We start from the raw sequence: 14916 nt of genomic DNA on the forward strand, positions 1-14916 counted from the left end.
AATGTTGTGGACACGATCACCATGAACACGATCATGACCATGAATGTTGTGGACACGATCACCATGAACACGATCATGACCATGAATGTTGTGGACATGATCATCATGAACACGATCATGACCATGAATGTTGTGGACATGATCATCATCACCATGATCATGAATGTGGTTGTGGACATCATCACCATCATGCTGATGAAGTTTTCAATAGTATTGGATTTGATACTGTTAAAAAATACAATGAAGTTGAATTAAGTGATATCTTAAATAAATTATGTAATGATGATAATGTTTTAAGAGCTAAAGGTTTTGTAGATAGTGGAAATGAAGACTGGTGGTATTTTGATTTAGTACCAGGTGAATTTGAAATTCGTTTAGGTAAACCTATTTATACAGGTCAAGTTTGTGTAATTGGTAAAGACTTAGATGAAAATACAATTAAGGAGTTATTTTTAGGATAAGCGTATGAATAAAACAAGAGTTTATTTATTTACTGGATTTTTAGAAAGTGGGAAATCTTCATTTATTCAAGATACTCTTCTTGAACAAGGTTTTGGTGAAGATGAAAAAACACTTATTATTGCCTGTGAAGAAGGTGAAGTTGCTTTCGATATTCCAGCTTTAGAAAAAGAAAATGCTTCTGTTGAATTTATTGAAAATGAAGAAGATTTAAATTATGAAACTCTTCTTCATCTACATCAAAAATATCAACCAACACAAGTTATGATTGAATATAATGGTATGTGGGATAATACAAAATTCGTTGATGAAATTTGTATTGATCAATGGCAAGTTGTTCAAATCTTAACAACTATTTCTGCTGAAACATTTGATCTTTATTACAACAATATGCGAGGTCAATTTGTTTATCATATTACTGGTAGTGATTTAGTTATTGTTAATCGTTGTGATGAAAATACAAAGAAATATCCTATTAGAGGAAGTATTAAATCTTTAAATCCAATGTGTCAAATTGTTTATGAAAACAAAAATAGACAAATTGAAGATTTAACTGTTAATGATTTACCTTATAATTTAAATGATGATTATATTGAAGTAAATGATATGGATTATGGTATTTTCTGTATGCATATTATGGAAAATCCACAAATTTATGAAAATAAAACAATTAAAATCAAAGGTAAAGTTATTGGCCGTGATAAATTAATTGAAAATGGTTTTGTATTAGGTAGACAAGCCATGGTATGTTGTAGTGACGATATGCAACTTTTAGGTTTAGTATGTATTAGTAAATACGCTAAAGATTTAATTAAAGATGAATGGTTAGTCGTTGATGGAACAATTAGCTTAGAATATGATGAATCTATTCAAAGTAATATTCCTATTTTACATGTTGATCATTTAGAAGGTGCTAAACCTTTAGAAAATGAATATGTTACATTTGATTAAGAGCTTTTAGCTCTTTTTCTATTTTATTTATAAATACTTTCATGTATAATGAATAGGCAAAAAGAGGTGGAAAAATGAAAGATTTTTGGTATGAATTAAAACATGTTTGTAAACAAAGTGGTGCTAGATATGGTATTTTACATACTCCTCATGGAGATGTAGAAACACCTATGTTTATGCCAGTAGGAACATTAGCTACAGTTAAAGGAATTGCCCCTGAAATGTTAAAAGAAATGGGATCACAAGTTATCCTTTCTAATACATATCACTTATGGTTAAGACCTGGAGAAGATATTGTAGCTAAAGCTGGTGGGCTTCATAAATTTATGAACTATGATGGTCCTATGCTTACAGATAGTGGAGGATTTCAAGTTTTTTCTTTAGGAAAAACAAGAAAAATAAAAGAAGAAGGCGTTTATTTTAAAAGTATTATTGATGGTAAGTCTTTATTCTTATCTCCAGAAAAAGCTATCGATATTCAAAATAAATTAGGAGCAGATATGATTATGTCTTTAGATGAATGTGCTCCTTATCCAGCAACTTATGATTATATGAAACATAGTGTTGAAAGAACAATTCGTTGGGCTAAAAGAGGTAAAGAAGCGCATCATAATGAAAAACAAGCGTTATTTGGAATTGTTCAAGGTGGAGAATATCCTGATTTAAGAGAAAAATGTGCAAAAGCACTTGTAGAAATGGATTTTCCTGGTTATTCAATTGGTGGAACAAGCGTTGGTGAACCAAAAGATGTCATGTATAAAATGGTTGAAGATGCTGTTCAATGGTTACCTGAAGATAAACCTCGTTATTTAATGGGAGTAGGTAATCCAATTGATTTAATTGAAGCAGCTATTCGTGGTATTGATATGTATGATTGTGTTTTACCAACACGTGTTGCTAGACATGGTGCTTTAATGACACATCATGGACGTATGAATATTAATAATGAAAAGTTTAAAGAAGATTTTACACCAATTGATCCTGAATGTGATTGTTATACTTGTAGAAATTATACAAGAGCTTATTTAAGACATCTTCATAAATCAGATGAATTATTTGGGAAAACATTGTTATCTATTCATAATGTTAGATTTTTATTACAACTTTCTGAAGATATTCGTAAAGCAATTCAAGAAGATTGTTTATTAGATTTTAAAGAAGAATTTTTAGATAAATATGGTAGAGATGTTTATAAGAGGGCTTTTTAGATGAAATTAAGTGAATTTGATTTTGAACTACCTGAAGAACTCATTGCTCAACATCCTGTTGAAAAAAGAGATACTTCTAGATTAATGGTAGTAAATAGAGAAAATGGAAATATTGAACACAGACATTTTTATGACATTCTTGATTATTTAAAACCAGGCGATGTTTTAGTAAGAAATAATACAAAAGTTATTCCTGCGCGTTTATTTGGAATTAAAGAAGAAACAAATGGACATGTAGAAGTTCTTTTGTTAAAAGAATTAAAGAAAGATACTTGGGAATGTTTATGTGGAAATGCTCGTATTGTTAAAATGAATACGGTGATTACTTTTGGTGAAGGGCTATTAAAAGCAAAATGTATTGAAATCAAAGATGAAGGTATTCGTGTTTTTGAAATGATATATGATGGGATTTTCTATGAAATCTTAGATCAATTAGGAACAATGCCTTTACCTCCTTATATTAAAGAAAAACTTGAAGATAAAAATAGATATCAAACAGTTTATGCTAAAATTGAAGGAAGTGCCGCAGCTCCTACGGCTGGTTTACATTTTACAGAAGAAATCAATCAAAAAATAAAAGATAAAGGTATTGAAATCCTTGATGTTTGTTTACATGTTGGTCTTGGAACATTTAGACCTGTTAAAGAAGAAAACGTTTTAGATCATCATATGCATAGCGAATTCTATATGATCAGCGAAGAAGTCGCTGATAAATTAAACAAAGCAAAAGCAAATGGTCAAAGAATCATCGCTGTAGGAACAACATCAACACGTACTTTAGAAGCTAATATGAAAAAATATGGTAAATTTACAGCAACAAGTGAGAATACAGATATCTTTATTTATCCTGGATATAAATTCGAAGCAATTGATTGTTTAATTACAAACTTTCATTTACCTAAATCAACATTATTAATGTTAATCAGTGCCTTTGCTTCAAAAGATCTTATTTTCAAAGCTTACAAAGAAGCTGTCAAAGAAAAATATCGTTTCTTTAGCTTTGGAGATAGTATGATGATTTTATAATGAAAGTTAATTACGATTTAAAATTCAAAGAAGAATTAGAAAAAATAAAAGGAACAAAACCTTCCCTACTTCTTCATGTTTGTTGTGGACCATGTAGTGGAAATGTTTTAAAAGAAATATCTGAATTTTTCGATATTACTATTTATTATTCTAATTCTAACATATATCCAGATACCGAGTATTTTCGTCGGTTTCATGAATTAGAAGATTTTATTCAACAATTTAATCAAGATTTCAATCAAAATATTCAAGTTATTGAAAAAGAATACCAACCCAAAGAATATTTACAAGATATATCTCAATATAAAGATGAACCTGAGGGTGGAAAACGTTGTTATCTTTGTTATTCAAAAAGAATGAAAGATGCATATGATTATGCTTCAACTCATCATTTTGATTATTGGACAACAGTTTTAAGTGTTTCTCCACATAAAAACAGCCAATGGATCAATGAAATTGGAGCAAGCTTTAATCAAGAAAAAACACAATTTCTTTTTAGTGATTTTAAAAAGAACAATGGTTATTTAAAATCAGTTAAATTTGCCGCATTATATAACCTTTATAGACAAAATTATTGTGGATGTGTGTATTCTTACCAAGATATGTTAATTAGAGAAAAAAATAAAGAACTACAAAAGTAATTCTTAAAACTATATGGTGCAAATTTGCACCATTTTTTATTTTAAATAATCATTATACTTGTTTAACATTATTCAAATTTTTATAATAATAAAAAAGACACTAGAATTGACTATAAAATCATTATTTATGTGTCGAAATGGGAGAGGATATTTATTATGATTGAAACGTTAATTTCTACTATGACTTATGGATTTTTAGGAAATTGGATGTTTGGCTTAATCATGACAAGTAATGGTGAATGGACTGCCTGGCCAGCATATGCTGTTTTACTAGGTGGTAGTGCAATAGCATATACCTTAATAAGTAGCTTTAAAGAAAAAAGACAATACTTTGCATCTTTAGTAGTTCTATTAGCTTATATTTTTATTTTAGGTTTGATTGCACTTGCAGCAATGCTTCTTGTATGGATATTTTTTAAAGCAATTGCATCATTTAATAATAACTATGATAGTCGAAAACCACAAACATCAAAACAAATTAAACAAGATCGTAAAGATGCATTAGATTTAGAAGTAATCTATTCTGATGAATTATTACGTTGTTTGGATTACCAATCTCAACTAGCTTATAAAAACGATCTTGAAAACTTAATTTATGATGAAACAGCAACAAGAAAAGACATTGAAAGAGTTATGAGTCGTTGGGATTATTATCGTAGATATCCTATGATAGGAAGCGAAAAATATAAACAAGAACATAGAGATGACTAAAATTCATATAATGTATTGAAAAAAGGTAGAAAATATTTAATATAACTTTCTACCTTTTATACTCAAAACCATATTACTTCATTATCTTCTATAAGTAATGGTTTTTATCTTTGATATAAAATAGAAAACATTATTACTTTTGTTATTCAAAAAATATTTACGATTGATTATTGAACAACTACCTTAAGTGTATCCCCCCCCATATAAAAACAGTCAATGGTGCATACTACACCATTTTTTATTTATTATTATGATTTTGTCCCACAGAAAAACTATTCATCCCCAAAATATAGTCGCAATCTATTTTTTCGAATATAGTATAGATAGAAAGAGGAGGAATTTATATGAAATATAAATTTGAAATAAAAAAAGAAAATAGATCTATCATTTGGAAAATCTTGTTTTTATTAATTTATTTTTCCTTTTATGCAATTAGTATTCGATTATTCATGACCTATTTCCCATTTATAAATAAAGGGCTTATAATAATCGTTGGTATCATTGTTTATCTCATTATTATTTTACCAATGGTATTTACACCCAGATGGTATTTAAATAACGATTCTATTTTAATAATCCAACCATCGGGTTTAATAGAAACTTGGGAGTATTTCATTTTAAAAAAAGGTATACAAGAAATAAAATACTCTGTAATCGAAAATATTTCTATTACTTATGAAAAAATATCAACACAATATATTTATAATGAAGGATATAATATTCTTTTTAAAGTATGTTTAAAATCAGGTGATGAAATCATATTTGATTCATTATTAGGAATTGATAAGTCTGATTATCTTCGTGGAATAGAAATGATAAAAAAAGAAGGTATTACTTTTATAGATAAGTATCATATACTATCTGTTTTAGAAAATGATAACATTAATCTATGGGAACATTTAAAAAAAGTGGAAGAAGGTATTTTAGATGATTAAAATTCTATGGTTATTGGAAAGCAAAATAAATTCAGATTTCATAAATAAAATTTCTAATGAACTTGAATTAAAAATGCAAATATCTTCTTCGTTCGAAAATGGATTAATTTATGATGTTATCATTCTTGAAAACTTATCAATCATATCTCATTTAAGTGAAATTCAAAAAAATTCCATTCTTATTTATGTTTTAGATGAAAAAAATAATATTTTTGATCATCAAAATATATATGTTAATTACTATATTCGTCATTTATCCTTATATGAAGACTTGTATCAAGCATTTCTTAAAAGCAAAGATTTTTTATTAAAAAAGATAAATACAATTTCTTTAAAGAGTGGAAAAATAAATTATCATATAATCAAAAATAACATTCTTTACATAGAATCATTTAGAAATTATATTGTTATTCATACATCTATCTCAAATTATACCTTAAGATATACCTTAAAGAAAATTCATAAAAAATTAGGCAATGAATTTATTCAATGTCATAAATCTTATCTAGTTAATTTAAATAATGTCATTTGTATAAAAGAAAATACCATTAAGTTAAAAAACGAAGTAACACTTCCTATTGGAAATAAATATAAACAAAATCTTTATAATTTAATTTGTAAATAAAATGTATTTAAAAAGATGATAACATCAAATATAAGTTATCATCTTTATTATTTTCTAAAGCCATGTTACTTCATTACCTTTTCTAGGCAATGCTTTTCTTAAAGGCTTTCCATCATTTGTATCAGGATAACCAACAATTAAAGAACCATAGACTCTTTCATCTTCTTTCATACCTAAACTTTGTAAATAAGATAAAATTTCTTGATCTTCATTGAGCCATTTTAGTTGATTAATATAACAACTTCCTAAATCTAATTCATTAGCTTCTAGCATCATATTTTCAAGAGCAAGGGCACAATCCGCTTGATTATTTCCATAATCTTTTTTATTGGCAACAATAATCAAAACAGGTGCATTATAACAAAATACATATCCACCCTTTTTAGAAAGATTGATTGAATTTTGTAAACTTCTATACATATTCTCATTAATCTCCATTTTAGAAAAAGTCTTTTCAACCATTTTAACTAAATGATCAATTATTTGTTTATTTTGAACAACTAGAAAATGATTACTTTGACTATTTCCTCCACTTGGAGCATATCTCCCTGTTTCTATGATTTTTTCAAGTAATTCTTGACTTACGGATTGATCTAAATATTTTCTCGTACTTCTTCTTGTCATTATATTTTCAAAAGTATTCATTTTCTTCTCCTGTTATTTTCTTTTTCTTTTATAAAAAATATATCCAATAATTCCTAAAGCTATTATACCTGCTCCACCTACAGCAACAATTTTATCTTCTTGCTCTTGTTCTTTTTCTTTTTTATATTTGTTATATTCTTTTTTATATTTTTTGTCTAAAACATCATAGACTTTATAATTTTTATATTTATGATAATATTCATCACTTTGTTTTTCATTATCAAAATCTTCTTGAGCATATTTAGAAAGCTTCTTTTTTAATGAATTGATTTCTTTTTCTTCTTGATCATAAGCACTTTGATAACTCTCCTTATAAACATTCTTTTCTTTTTCTAAAGTGTAATCACTTGTTATATCTTTTGCTTTTAAGTTTCTTACATTTTCGATTGCTTTTTTATTTGCATCTTGTCTTATTTTAGAAAAATCATCACTTTCACTTTGATTATAAGCTTCTTTATATGCTGTTAAATAGACTTCACTCATTAACCCTACTGGAACGTCTAAATTATAAGTTTCTGTTGTCGTTCCATCTGTTGTTCCATTTTGCGTTCCTTGATCCTTTGATACTGTTGTTAATTCATTTTCAGCATTACTAAACCCAGTATTATACCCATTTACATAAGTTTGATCTTTTCCCGTAAGATCTTCTTTACTAGCATCAGGATTAGCTTTTTTATAATTGTATCCTGCTGTTTCTCCTTGCTTTGTATAATCTATCACTTTAGGTGCACTGGGTGTTTTTGAGGATGAACTACTTGATTTAGATGAAGATTTACTACCCGAACTTGATGAAGAACTACTTGATCCTCCACCATTGTGATAATGGTATTCCCCATCTCTAAGTCCCCATTTTGCACAATTTGTTCGACAATAATGGCCTCCATTAGCATCCGTTCTACCAGGATGGGCACTTATTGGTGTGATTGCCATAAGTAAAACAATAATAATAGATGCCATCTTTGATATTCTTTTTTTCATATTCCCTATTCCTTTTTAATTATAAAATATATTCTTTTAAACAATTTGTATAACGTAAATATCCTTCATGATTGATATGAAGTCCATCTTCATAGTAAGCTTCAACAGGTTCACCTTTTTTATTGCATAATATTGGATAAGCATTAATAAAAGTTACATATTCATAAGGAATTGTCTTTTTAAATTCCTTATAAATCATTTTTAATAAATCATTACTTCTCAATACACCAAGTGTATGTTTATAATCATGCATTGGTAAACATGGTAGTGGTGATACCACATAAATTTCGCATTCAGGTAAATTATAATGTACTGTTTCTACAAGTTCTTTGACATTAATAGCAATATCTTTAGGTGATTGCATAACTGTTTTTCCTAAATCATTAGTACCAATCATGTAAACAAGTTGTCTAGGTTTAAATTTTAAAACCCCTTCATCTATAAAATGAAGAAGCATTGTGGAAGTGATTCCTCCAATACCACAATTATATTTATTTTCTATTTCCGGAAAATATTTTTCTATATCCATAAATTGAGTAATAGAATCTCCAAAAAAGACAGTACCTCCTGCTTTAGAATTTTTATTTTGATCAATAATTTCTTTCATTCTATCAATTGTCATTTCTCTTATTTGATAGTAGTTTGTAAGAAATGTCATATTTTCTCTCATAATGTCGACCTCTTTTCTATATAATATTATTATATTTTTATTGTTTTGTTTTTTCAATATTGAAAAAATATTGAATATACTTGAAAAAAGTGATATTTTATTATCATTAATATGAGGGGAGAATTATTATGGTGAAAATCGTCAAATTTGGTGGTTCATCTCTTGCAGATGCTCATCAATTTAAAAAAGTTGGAAACATTATCAAAAGTGACCCAGATCGTCGTTTTGTTGTACCTTCAGCGCCTGGTAAACGTTTTAAAGATGATATTAAAGTTACTGACTTATTATATAAAGCATATAACGCTGAAAGCGAACAAGAATTTGAATGTACTTTTGATACAATCAAAGATCGTTATCAAAGTATTATCGATGAACTTAATTTAACAGTTGATCTTACTGAAGAATTTGAAGTTATTAAGAAAAATTTCCAAGATCAAATCAGTGAAGAATACGCAGCAAGTCGTGGGGAATATTTAAATGGTATCTTACTTGCGAATTATTTAGGATTCGAATTTGTTGATCCTGCAACATGTATCTTTATTGATGAACATGGAAATTACGATGATAAAAAAACAGATCCTGTTTTATCTAAAAAATTAAGTGAAGTAGAAAATTGTGTTATTCCTGGATTCTATGGTTCATGTAGCGAAGATCCTACAAAAATTAGAACTTTCTCTCGTGGAGGAAGTGATGTTACTGGTTCAATCGTAGCCAAATGTGGACAAGTAAAACTTTATGAAAACTGGACAGATGTTTCAGGTTTCTTAGTTGCTGATCCACGTATCGTTAAAAATCCAGAAGTAATTGGAACAATCACTTATAAAGAATTACGTGAACTTTCTTACATGGGAGCAAGTGTTTTACACGAAAATGCTGTTTTCCCTATTCGTTCTCAAGGGATTCCTATTGTAATCAAAAATACAAATAAACCTGAAGATGCTGGAACTTTAATCGTTGAAAGTACTGTGCATAAACCAGATCATATTATTACTGGTATTTCTGGTAAACAAGGTTTTGCGACAATTATGATTGAAAAAGATATGATGAATGATGAAATTGGTTTTGGTAGAAAAGTTTTACAAGTTATTGAAGAAGCTGGTCTATCTTATGAACATACACCTTCTGGTATTGATACAATGAACGTAATTGTTGAATTAAATTCATTCATTGAACATGAACAAGAAATTTTAGCTAACTTACATCGTGCCGTTGAACCTGATTCAATTGAACTTGAGTCTGACCTTGCTTTAATTGCTATCGTTGGTCGTGGTATGAAAGATGGTCGTGGAGTTGCAGCAAAAGTTTTTACAGCTTTAGCTAATAAAAAAATCAATGTTAAAATGATTGATCAAGGTTCTTCAGAATTAAATATCATTGTTGGTGTTAAAAACATTCACTTTAATGAAGCAATTCGTGCTATCTACAATACATTTATTGAACAAGAATAAAGACTTTGGTCTTTTTTCTTTTTATTTAATTCATATAATTTCTCTAGGAATTATCTAAAAAAGATGTTATAATAGACAAGAGGTGGTCATATGAAAATATCAACAAGAGGGCGTTATGCTCTAAGATTAATGATTGATTTAGCCCAAAATAAAGAACAAGGAAATATATCACTTAAAGATGTTGCTAAAAGACAAGAGATTTCTATCAAATATCTTGAACAAATAGCTACTCCTTTAATTCGTGCAGGACTTATTAAAAGCGTTAGAGGTGCCCAAGGTGGATATTCTCTTACAAGAGATATGGATAAATATACAGCAAAAGACATTTTAGTTGCTGTTGAAGGTCCAATCGCTTGTGTTGCCTGTTTAGAAACTGAACCTAATCAATGTCCTCGTTATAGTGAATGTTTAACTCTTCCTTTTTATAAAGGACTAAATAAAGTTATTACTGATTATTTAGAATCCTATACTTTAGAAGATCTTGCTGATTTACATGGATATCAAATTGAATATATTATCTAATAAACATATCATTGATATGTTTTTTTATTTAAAAATCGTGTATTTCTACACGATTAATCATCATAATGTTCTAAAAACAGATGTTTTCCTTCATCATCCTTATAAGCAATAATTGTTTTTAAGTTTACATTTTCTACACTTTTAAAAATATTTCCTTCAACAAAAGGATTTACTTTCTTTAAATCCTTAATTAATTGTTTAATTTCTAAACGTTTAGAAGCATTTTCTTCATCATGAGCATCTTGATTTTCTTCAGTAAATTTACATGCACATTGTAAAAATGTTAATTCATGTTCATCTCTCCATGCTTTAATATCATCTTCACGAATAAGATACATCGGTCTAATAAGTTCCATTCCTTCAAAATTCAAACTATGAAGTTTAGGCATCATTGTTTGAATTTGTGCTCCATAAAGCATACCCATTAAAATAGTTTCAATAACATCATCATAGTGATGTCCCAAAGCAATCTTATTACATCCTAATTCCTTTGCCTTAGCATATAAATGTCCCCTTCTCATTCTCGCACATAAATAACAAGGAGATTTTTCTATATTAAAAACAGAATCAAATATTTGTGAATCAAATATTTGAATTGGAATATTTAATTTTTTTGAATTATCTATGATCATTTGTCTATTTACTTTATTATATCCAGGATCCATCACCATAAAAACAAGTTCAAATTCAAATTTATTATGTCTTTTTAATTCTTGAAAGAGTTTAGCCATCAACATAGAATCTTTTCCACCAGAAATACATACAGCAATTTTATCTCCAGGTTTTACTAATTCATATTGATTAATTGCCTTGCAAAAAGGTCTCCATAATTTTTTCTTATATTTTTTTTGAATACTCTTCTCTACTTCTTTTAAATATTCCAAATTATCCATCTTTTTTCCTCACTTTCTCTATTTATAAAAACAAAATTCATATCTAAAGTCAAATATTTTCGAATAATTCACATAAAAAGTTCAAATTCAATTCATATTGATATATAAAATGATAGCGAGGTGATAAATATGGCTGAAAGATTTAAATTCAATGATGAAGAAGAAAATATAGATGAAAACGATGATCAACAAGATGATTTAGAAAAAGAATACTATGATAATACTGATTATTCCTATACAAAAAGCAAAAATAAAAAAAGACCTAAAACAAAAAAGGTAACAAGAAAAAAGACAAAAACGAAAGTAAAAAAGAAAAAAAATGGACGTTCTAAAGTTTCTACTTTCTTTATCACGTTACTTATTTTACTTTTAATTGCTGGTGCAGGAGTTGGTGGGTATTTTGCATATGAACATTATCAAGATCAACAAAAACAAATTAATCAATTAGAAAAACAAGTAGATCAACAAAATAAAACAAAGACGGATGAATCAACATCTACAAAAAAGGAAACCCAACAAGAAGAATCTTCTTCATCTAAAAATGAAGAAAGTACATCAAGTGATAATACAACAAATAGTGATGAAAGTGATTCATCACAAAATACAACTGATGATTCTTCATCAAATGAAAATACAAATTCAGATTCAACAACTGAAACAGAATAAAAAAACTTGGCAAATGCCAAGTTTTTAAATTTGATCTAAAGCTTCTTTTAAATCAAATAAGATATCATCAATATGTTCTGTACCAATTGATAAACGAATTGTATTAGGTTGAATTCCAACATCAGCTAATTCTTCTTCTGTTAATTGTGAATGTGTAGTTGTTGCTGGATGAATAACTAATGATTTAACATCAGCGACATTAGCAAGTAATGAGAAGACTTGTAAATTATCAATAAATTTATGAGCTTCTTCTACGCCACCTTTAATATTGAAAGTAAAGATTGACCCTCCACCATTTGGGAAATATTTTTCATATAAAGCATGATCTGGATGATCTGGTAATGAAGGATGATTTACTTTTTCTACTGCTGGATGTTGTTGTAAGAATTCAACAACCTTTTTAGTATTTTCATTATGACGATCAATTCTTAAAGATAATGTTTCTGTACCTTGTAATAATAAGAATGCATTGAATGGAGAAATTGTAGCTCCTGTATCTCTTAATAAGATTGCTCTAATATAAGTAACGAAAGCAGCTGGTCCTGCAGCTTCAGTAAATTTCACTCCATGATAACTTGGGTTAGGTTCACTGATCCATGGATAACGTCCACTCTTAGCCCAATCATAAGTACCACCATCAACGATGACACCACCTAAACTTGTACCATGACCACCAATAAATTTAGTAGCACTATGAACAACGATATCAGCACCATGTTCAATTGGTCTAAATAGATATGGTGTACCAAATGTGTTATCAACAACAACTGGTAATCCATGTTTTTTAGCGATTGCGCTAATTGCATCAATATCAGGAATATCACTATTAGGATTTCCTAAAGTTTCTAAATAAATAGCTTTTGTATTTTCTTGAATTGCATCTTCAACTTCTTGTAAATTATGAGCATCTACGAAAGTAGTTGTAATTCCATATTGAGTAAATGTATGTGCTAATAAGTTAGAAGTTCCCCCATAAATTGTTTTTTGAGCAACGATATGTTCACCTTGTCCTGCTAAAGCTTGAATAGTATAAGCGATTGCAGCTGCTCCAGAAGCAACAGCTAAACCTGCTACCCCACCTTCTAAAGCGGCAATACGATCTTCAAATACACCTTGTGTAGAGTTTGTTAAACGTCCATAGATGTTCCCTGCATCTGCTAATCCAAAACGTGCTGCAGCATGTGCACTATTTTTAAATACATAAGATGTTGTTTGGTAAATAGGTACTGCTCTTGCATCTGTTGCTGGATCTGGTTGTTCTTGTCCTACATGTAATTGTAATGTTTCAAATTTAAATTTTCTATCTTCTCTTTTAGTTACTGCCATTTTAATTTCCTCTTCTTTCTTTTGTATAAATATTATATATTGTTTTATGAATAAATGAAACTATTTACACATTCGTCCGTTACGGAAATTATGTCTTAATTCTTCAATCATTTAAATTCCCCTATCTAATCTTGAATTAAAGGTGTTGATAAATAACGATCTCCACCATCTGGTAATAAGACTACAATTGTCTTCCCTACATTTTCTTCTCTCTTGGCTAGTTCTTTAGCTGCATATAATGCTGCCCCTGATGATATCCCTACTAGAATTCCTTCTGTCTTTGCCATTTCTTTCCCTGTCGCAAATGCATCTTCATTTTCTACTGTAATGATTTCATCATAGATCTTTGTATCCAATGTCTCTGGTACAAATCCTGCCCCGATTCCTTGTATCTTATGTGCTCCTCCTTTTCCTGTTGATAGTACTGGTGAGCTTGCTGGTTCTACTGCAACTACTTTTACTTCTGGTTTCTTTTCTTTCAAGTATTTCCCTATCCCTGAAATTGTTCCTCCTGTTCCTACTCCGGCTACGAAGATATCTACTTTCCCTTCTGTTTGTTCATAGATTTCTGGACCTGTTGTTTTATAGTGTGCTGTTGGATTCGCTGGATTTTCAAACTGTCCTGGAATGAAGCTGTTTTCGATTTGTGAGGCCAATTCTTTTGCTTTGGCGATTGCTCCCTTCATTCCTTCACTTCCTGGTGTAAGAACCAATTCAGCTCCATATGCTTTCATAAGATTTCTTCTTTCTACTGACATTGTTTCTGGCATTGTAATAATGATCTTTAGATTCAATGCTGTCGCTACGGCTGATAGTCCAATCCCTGTATTTCCACTTGTTGGTTCAATCAATGTTGTATTTTCATTGATCAATCCTTTTTCTAGTGCATCTAGGATCATTTCTTTTGCAATTCTGTCTTTGACTGATCCTGCGGGATTGAAATATTCTAGTTTTGCTAGAACATCTGCTTTCAATTCATCTTTCTTGATTAAGTTGTTTACTCTTACTAGTGGTGTATTTCCTACTAGGTCTAAAAAACTGTTTTTTACTTTGCTCATATTTACTTCTCCTTATTCCTATGGATTTAGTATGATTTAACTATATACTATCATTTCTTCTTTGTCAATAAAGATTGTATACATTTTTATATTTTATTATTCAATAATTTGAACATAATCCTTTTTTTTGATACTATATTTATAATAAAAATGG

At 28.9% G+C, this 14916-nt stretch carries 17 protein-coding genes; 11 read left to right on the forward strand and 6 right to left on the reverse strand.

The features are described 5' to 3' along the window. The 8 genes from ACLVEP_RS02200 to ACLVEP_RS02235 form a co-directional block, all read left to right on the forward strand. A partial coding sequence (locus ACLVEP_RS02200) for a GTP-binding protein (RefSeq protein WP_412582529.1) occupies positions 1 to 461 on the forward strand: 461 nt, incomplete at its 5' end. 4 nt (positions 462 to 465) lie between these two features. Then, positions 466 to 1410, forward strand: coding sequence for a GTP-binding protein (locus tag ACLVEP_RS02205; protein WP_117850801.1), 945 nt, complete (start codon positions 466 to 468; stop codon positions 1408 to 1410). A gap of 74 nt (positions 1411 to 1484) precedes the next feature. Then, positions 1485 to 2618 (forward strand): tRNA guanosine(34) transglycosylase Tgt, encoded by a 1134-nt coding sequence (gene tgt / locus ACLVEP_RS02210; RefSeq protein WP_412582531.1) that lies wholly within the window; start codon positions 1485 to 1487, stop codon positions 2616 to 2618. Next, positions 2619 to 3644 carry a tRNA preQ1(34) S-adenosylmethionine ribosyltransferase-isomerase QueA gene (queA, locus tag ACLVEP_RS02215; protein ID WP_412582533.1) on the forward strand — a complete coding sequence of 342 codons (1026 nt, stop codon included), beginning with the start codon at positions 2619 to 2621 and terminating at the stop codon, positions 3642 to 3644. After that, positions 3644 to 4285, forward strand: a complete 642-nt coding sequence (locus ACLVEP_RS02220) for an epoxyqueuosine reductase QueH (protein WP_412582534.1) — start codon at positions 3644 to 3646, stop codon at positions 4283 to 4285. Before queA ends, ACLVEP_RS02220 begins: the two co-directional genes overlap by 1 nt. Positions 4286 to 4441: 156 nt before the next feature. Next, on the forward strand, positions 4442 to 4996 hold the full coding sequence (locus tag ACLVEP_RS02225) for a hypothetical protein (protein ID WP_318000336.1): 555 nt from the start codon (positions 4442 to 4444) through the stop codon (positions 4994 to 4996). Between the two features lie 344 nt (positions 4997 to 5340). Continuing rightward, positions 5341 to 5931: a hypothetical protein gene (locus tag ACLVEP_RS02230; RefSeq protein ID WP_318000337.1), complete on the forward strand. Its 591-nt coding sequence runs from the start codon at positions 5341 to 5343 to the stop codon at positions 5929 to 5931. Beyond that, complete coding sequence (locus ACLVEP_RS02235) at positions 5924 to 6556, forward strand: LytR/AlgR family response regulator transcription factor (RefSeq protein ID WP_412582535.1); 633 nt, start codon at positions 5924 to 5926, stop codon at positions 6554 to 6556. Before ACLVEP_RS02230 ends, ACLVEP_RS02235 begins: the two co-directional genes overlap by 8 nt. A 54-nt stretch (positions 6557 to 6610) precedes the next feature. Here ACLVEP_RS02235 and ACLVEP_RS02240 read toward each other — a convergent pair whose 3' ends face one another. From ACLVEP_RS02240 to ACLVEP_RS02250, 3 genes are read right to left on the reverse strand one after another with little or no spacing between them, the layout of a single operon-like run. After that, positions 6611 to 7201 (reverse strand): nitroreductase, encoded by a 591-nt coding sequence (locus ACLVEP_RS02240; protein WP_412582537.1) that lies wholly within the window; start codon positions 7199 to 7201, stop codon positions 6611 to 6613. Between the two features lie 12 nt (positions 7202 to 7213). Next, complete coding sequence (locus ACLVEP_RS02245; protein ID WP_412582538.1) at positions 7214 to 8179, reverse strand: YHYH domain-containing protein; 966 nt, start codon at positions 8177 to 8179, stop codon at positions 7214 to 7216. A gap of 19 nt (positions 8180 to 8198) precedes the next feature. Further along, positions 8199 to 8849 (reverse strand): GDSL-type esterase/lipase family protein, encoded by a 651-nt coding sequence (locus tag ACLVEP_RS02250; protein ID WP_317990952.1) that lies wholly within the window; start codon positions 8847 to 8849, stop codon positions 8199 to 8201. Between the two features lie 128 nt (positions 8850 to 8977). On the opposite strand from ACLVEP_RS02250, the gene ACLVEP_RS02255 reads away from it, so the two are divergent. Both ACLVEP_RS02255 and ACLVEP_RS02260 read left to right on the forward strand, forming a co-directional pair. Next, positions 8978 to 10297 (forward strand): aspartate kinase, encoded by a 1320-nt coding sequence (locus ACLVEP_RS02255; protein WP_318001362.1) that lies wholly within the window; start codon positions 8978 to 8980, stop codon positions 10295 to 10297. A 90-nt stretch (positions 10298 to 10387) separates the two neighbouring features. Then, positions 10388 to 10819 (forward strand): RrF2 family transcriptional regulator, encoded by a 432-nt coding sequence (locus tag ACLVEP_RS02260; RefSeq protein ID WP_412582540.1) that lies wholly within the window; start codon positions 10388 to 10390, stop codon positions 10817 to 10819. 53 nt (positions 10820 to 10872) lie between these two features. Here the strand turns inward: ACLVEP_RS02260 and ACLVEP_RS02265 are convergent, their stop codons facing one another. Continuing rightward, positions 10873 to 11712 (reverse strand): tRNA 2-thiocytidine biosynthesis TtcA family protein, encoded by an 840-nt coding sequence (locus ACLVEP_RS02265; protein ID WP_318001283.1) that lies wholly within the window; start codon positions 11710 to 11712, stop codon positions 10873 to 10875. Positions 11713 to 11841: 129 nt separating this feature from the next. On the opposite strand from ACLVEP_RS02265, the gene ACLVEP_RS02270 reads away from it, so the two are divergent. After that, positions 11842 to 12378, forward strand: coding sequence for a hypothetical protein (locus ACLVEP_RS02270; protein ID WP_412582542.1), 537 nt, complete (start codon positions 11842 to 11844; stop codon positions 12376 to 12378). Between the two features lie 24 nt (positions 12379 to 12402). On the opposite strand, the gene ACLVEP_RS02275 is transcribed toward ACLVEP_RS02270, so the two are convergent. Then, complete coding sequence (locus ACLVEP_RS02275; RefSeq protein ID WP_227359947.1) at positions 12403 to 13704, reverse strand: O-acetylhomoserine aminocarboxypropyltransferase/cysteine synthase family protein; 1302 nt, start codon at positions 13702 to 13704, stop codon at positions 12403 to 12405. Between the two features lie 125 nt (positions 13705 to 13829). Beyond that, complete coding sequence (cysK, locus tag ACLVEP_RS02280; RefSeq protein WP_412582544.1) at positions 13830 to 14762, reverse strand: cysteine synthase A; 933 nt, start codon at positions 14760 to 14762, stop codon at positions 13830 to 13832. Between the last annotated feature and the right edge of the window lie 154 nt (positions 14763 to 14916).

It is taken from the genome of Faecalibacillus sp. (assembly GCF_047023275.1).
Classification (GTDB): Bacteria; Bacillota_I; Bacilli_A; order Erysipelotrichales; family Coprobacillaceae; genus Faecalibacillus.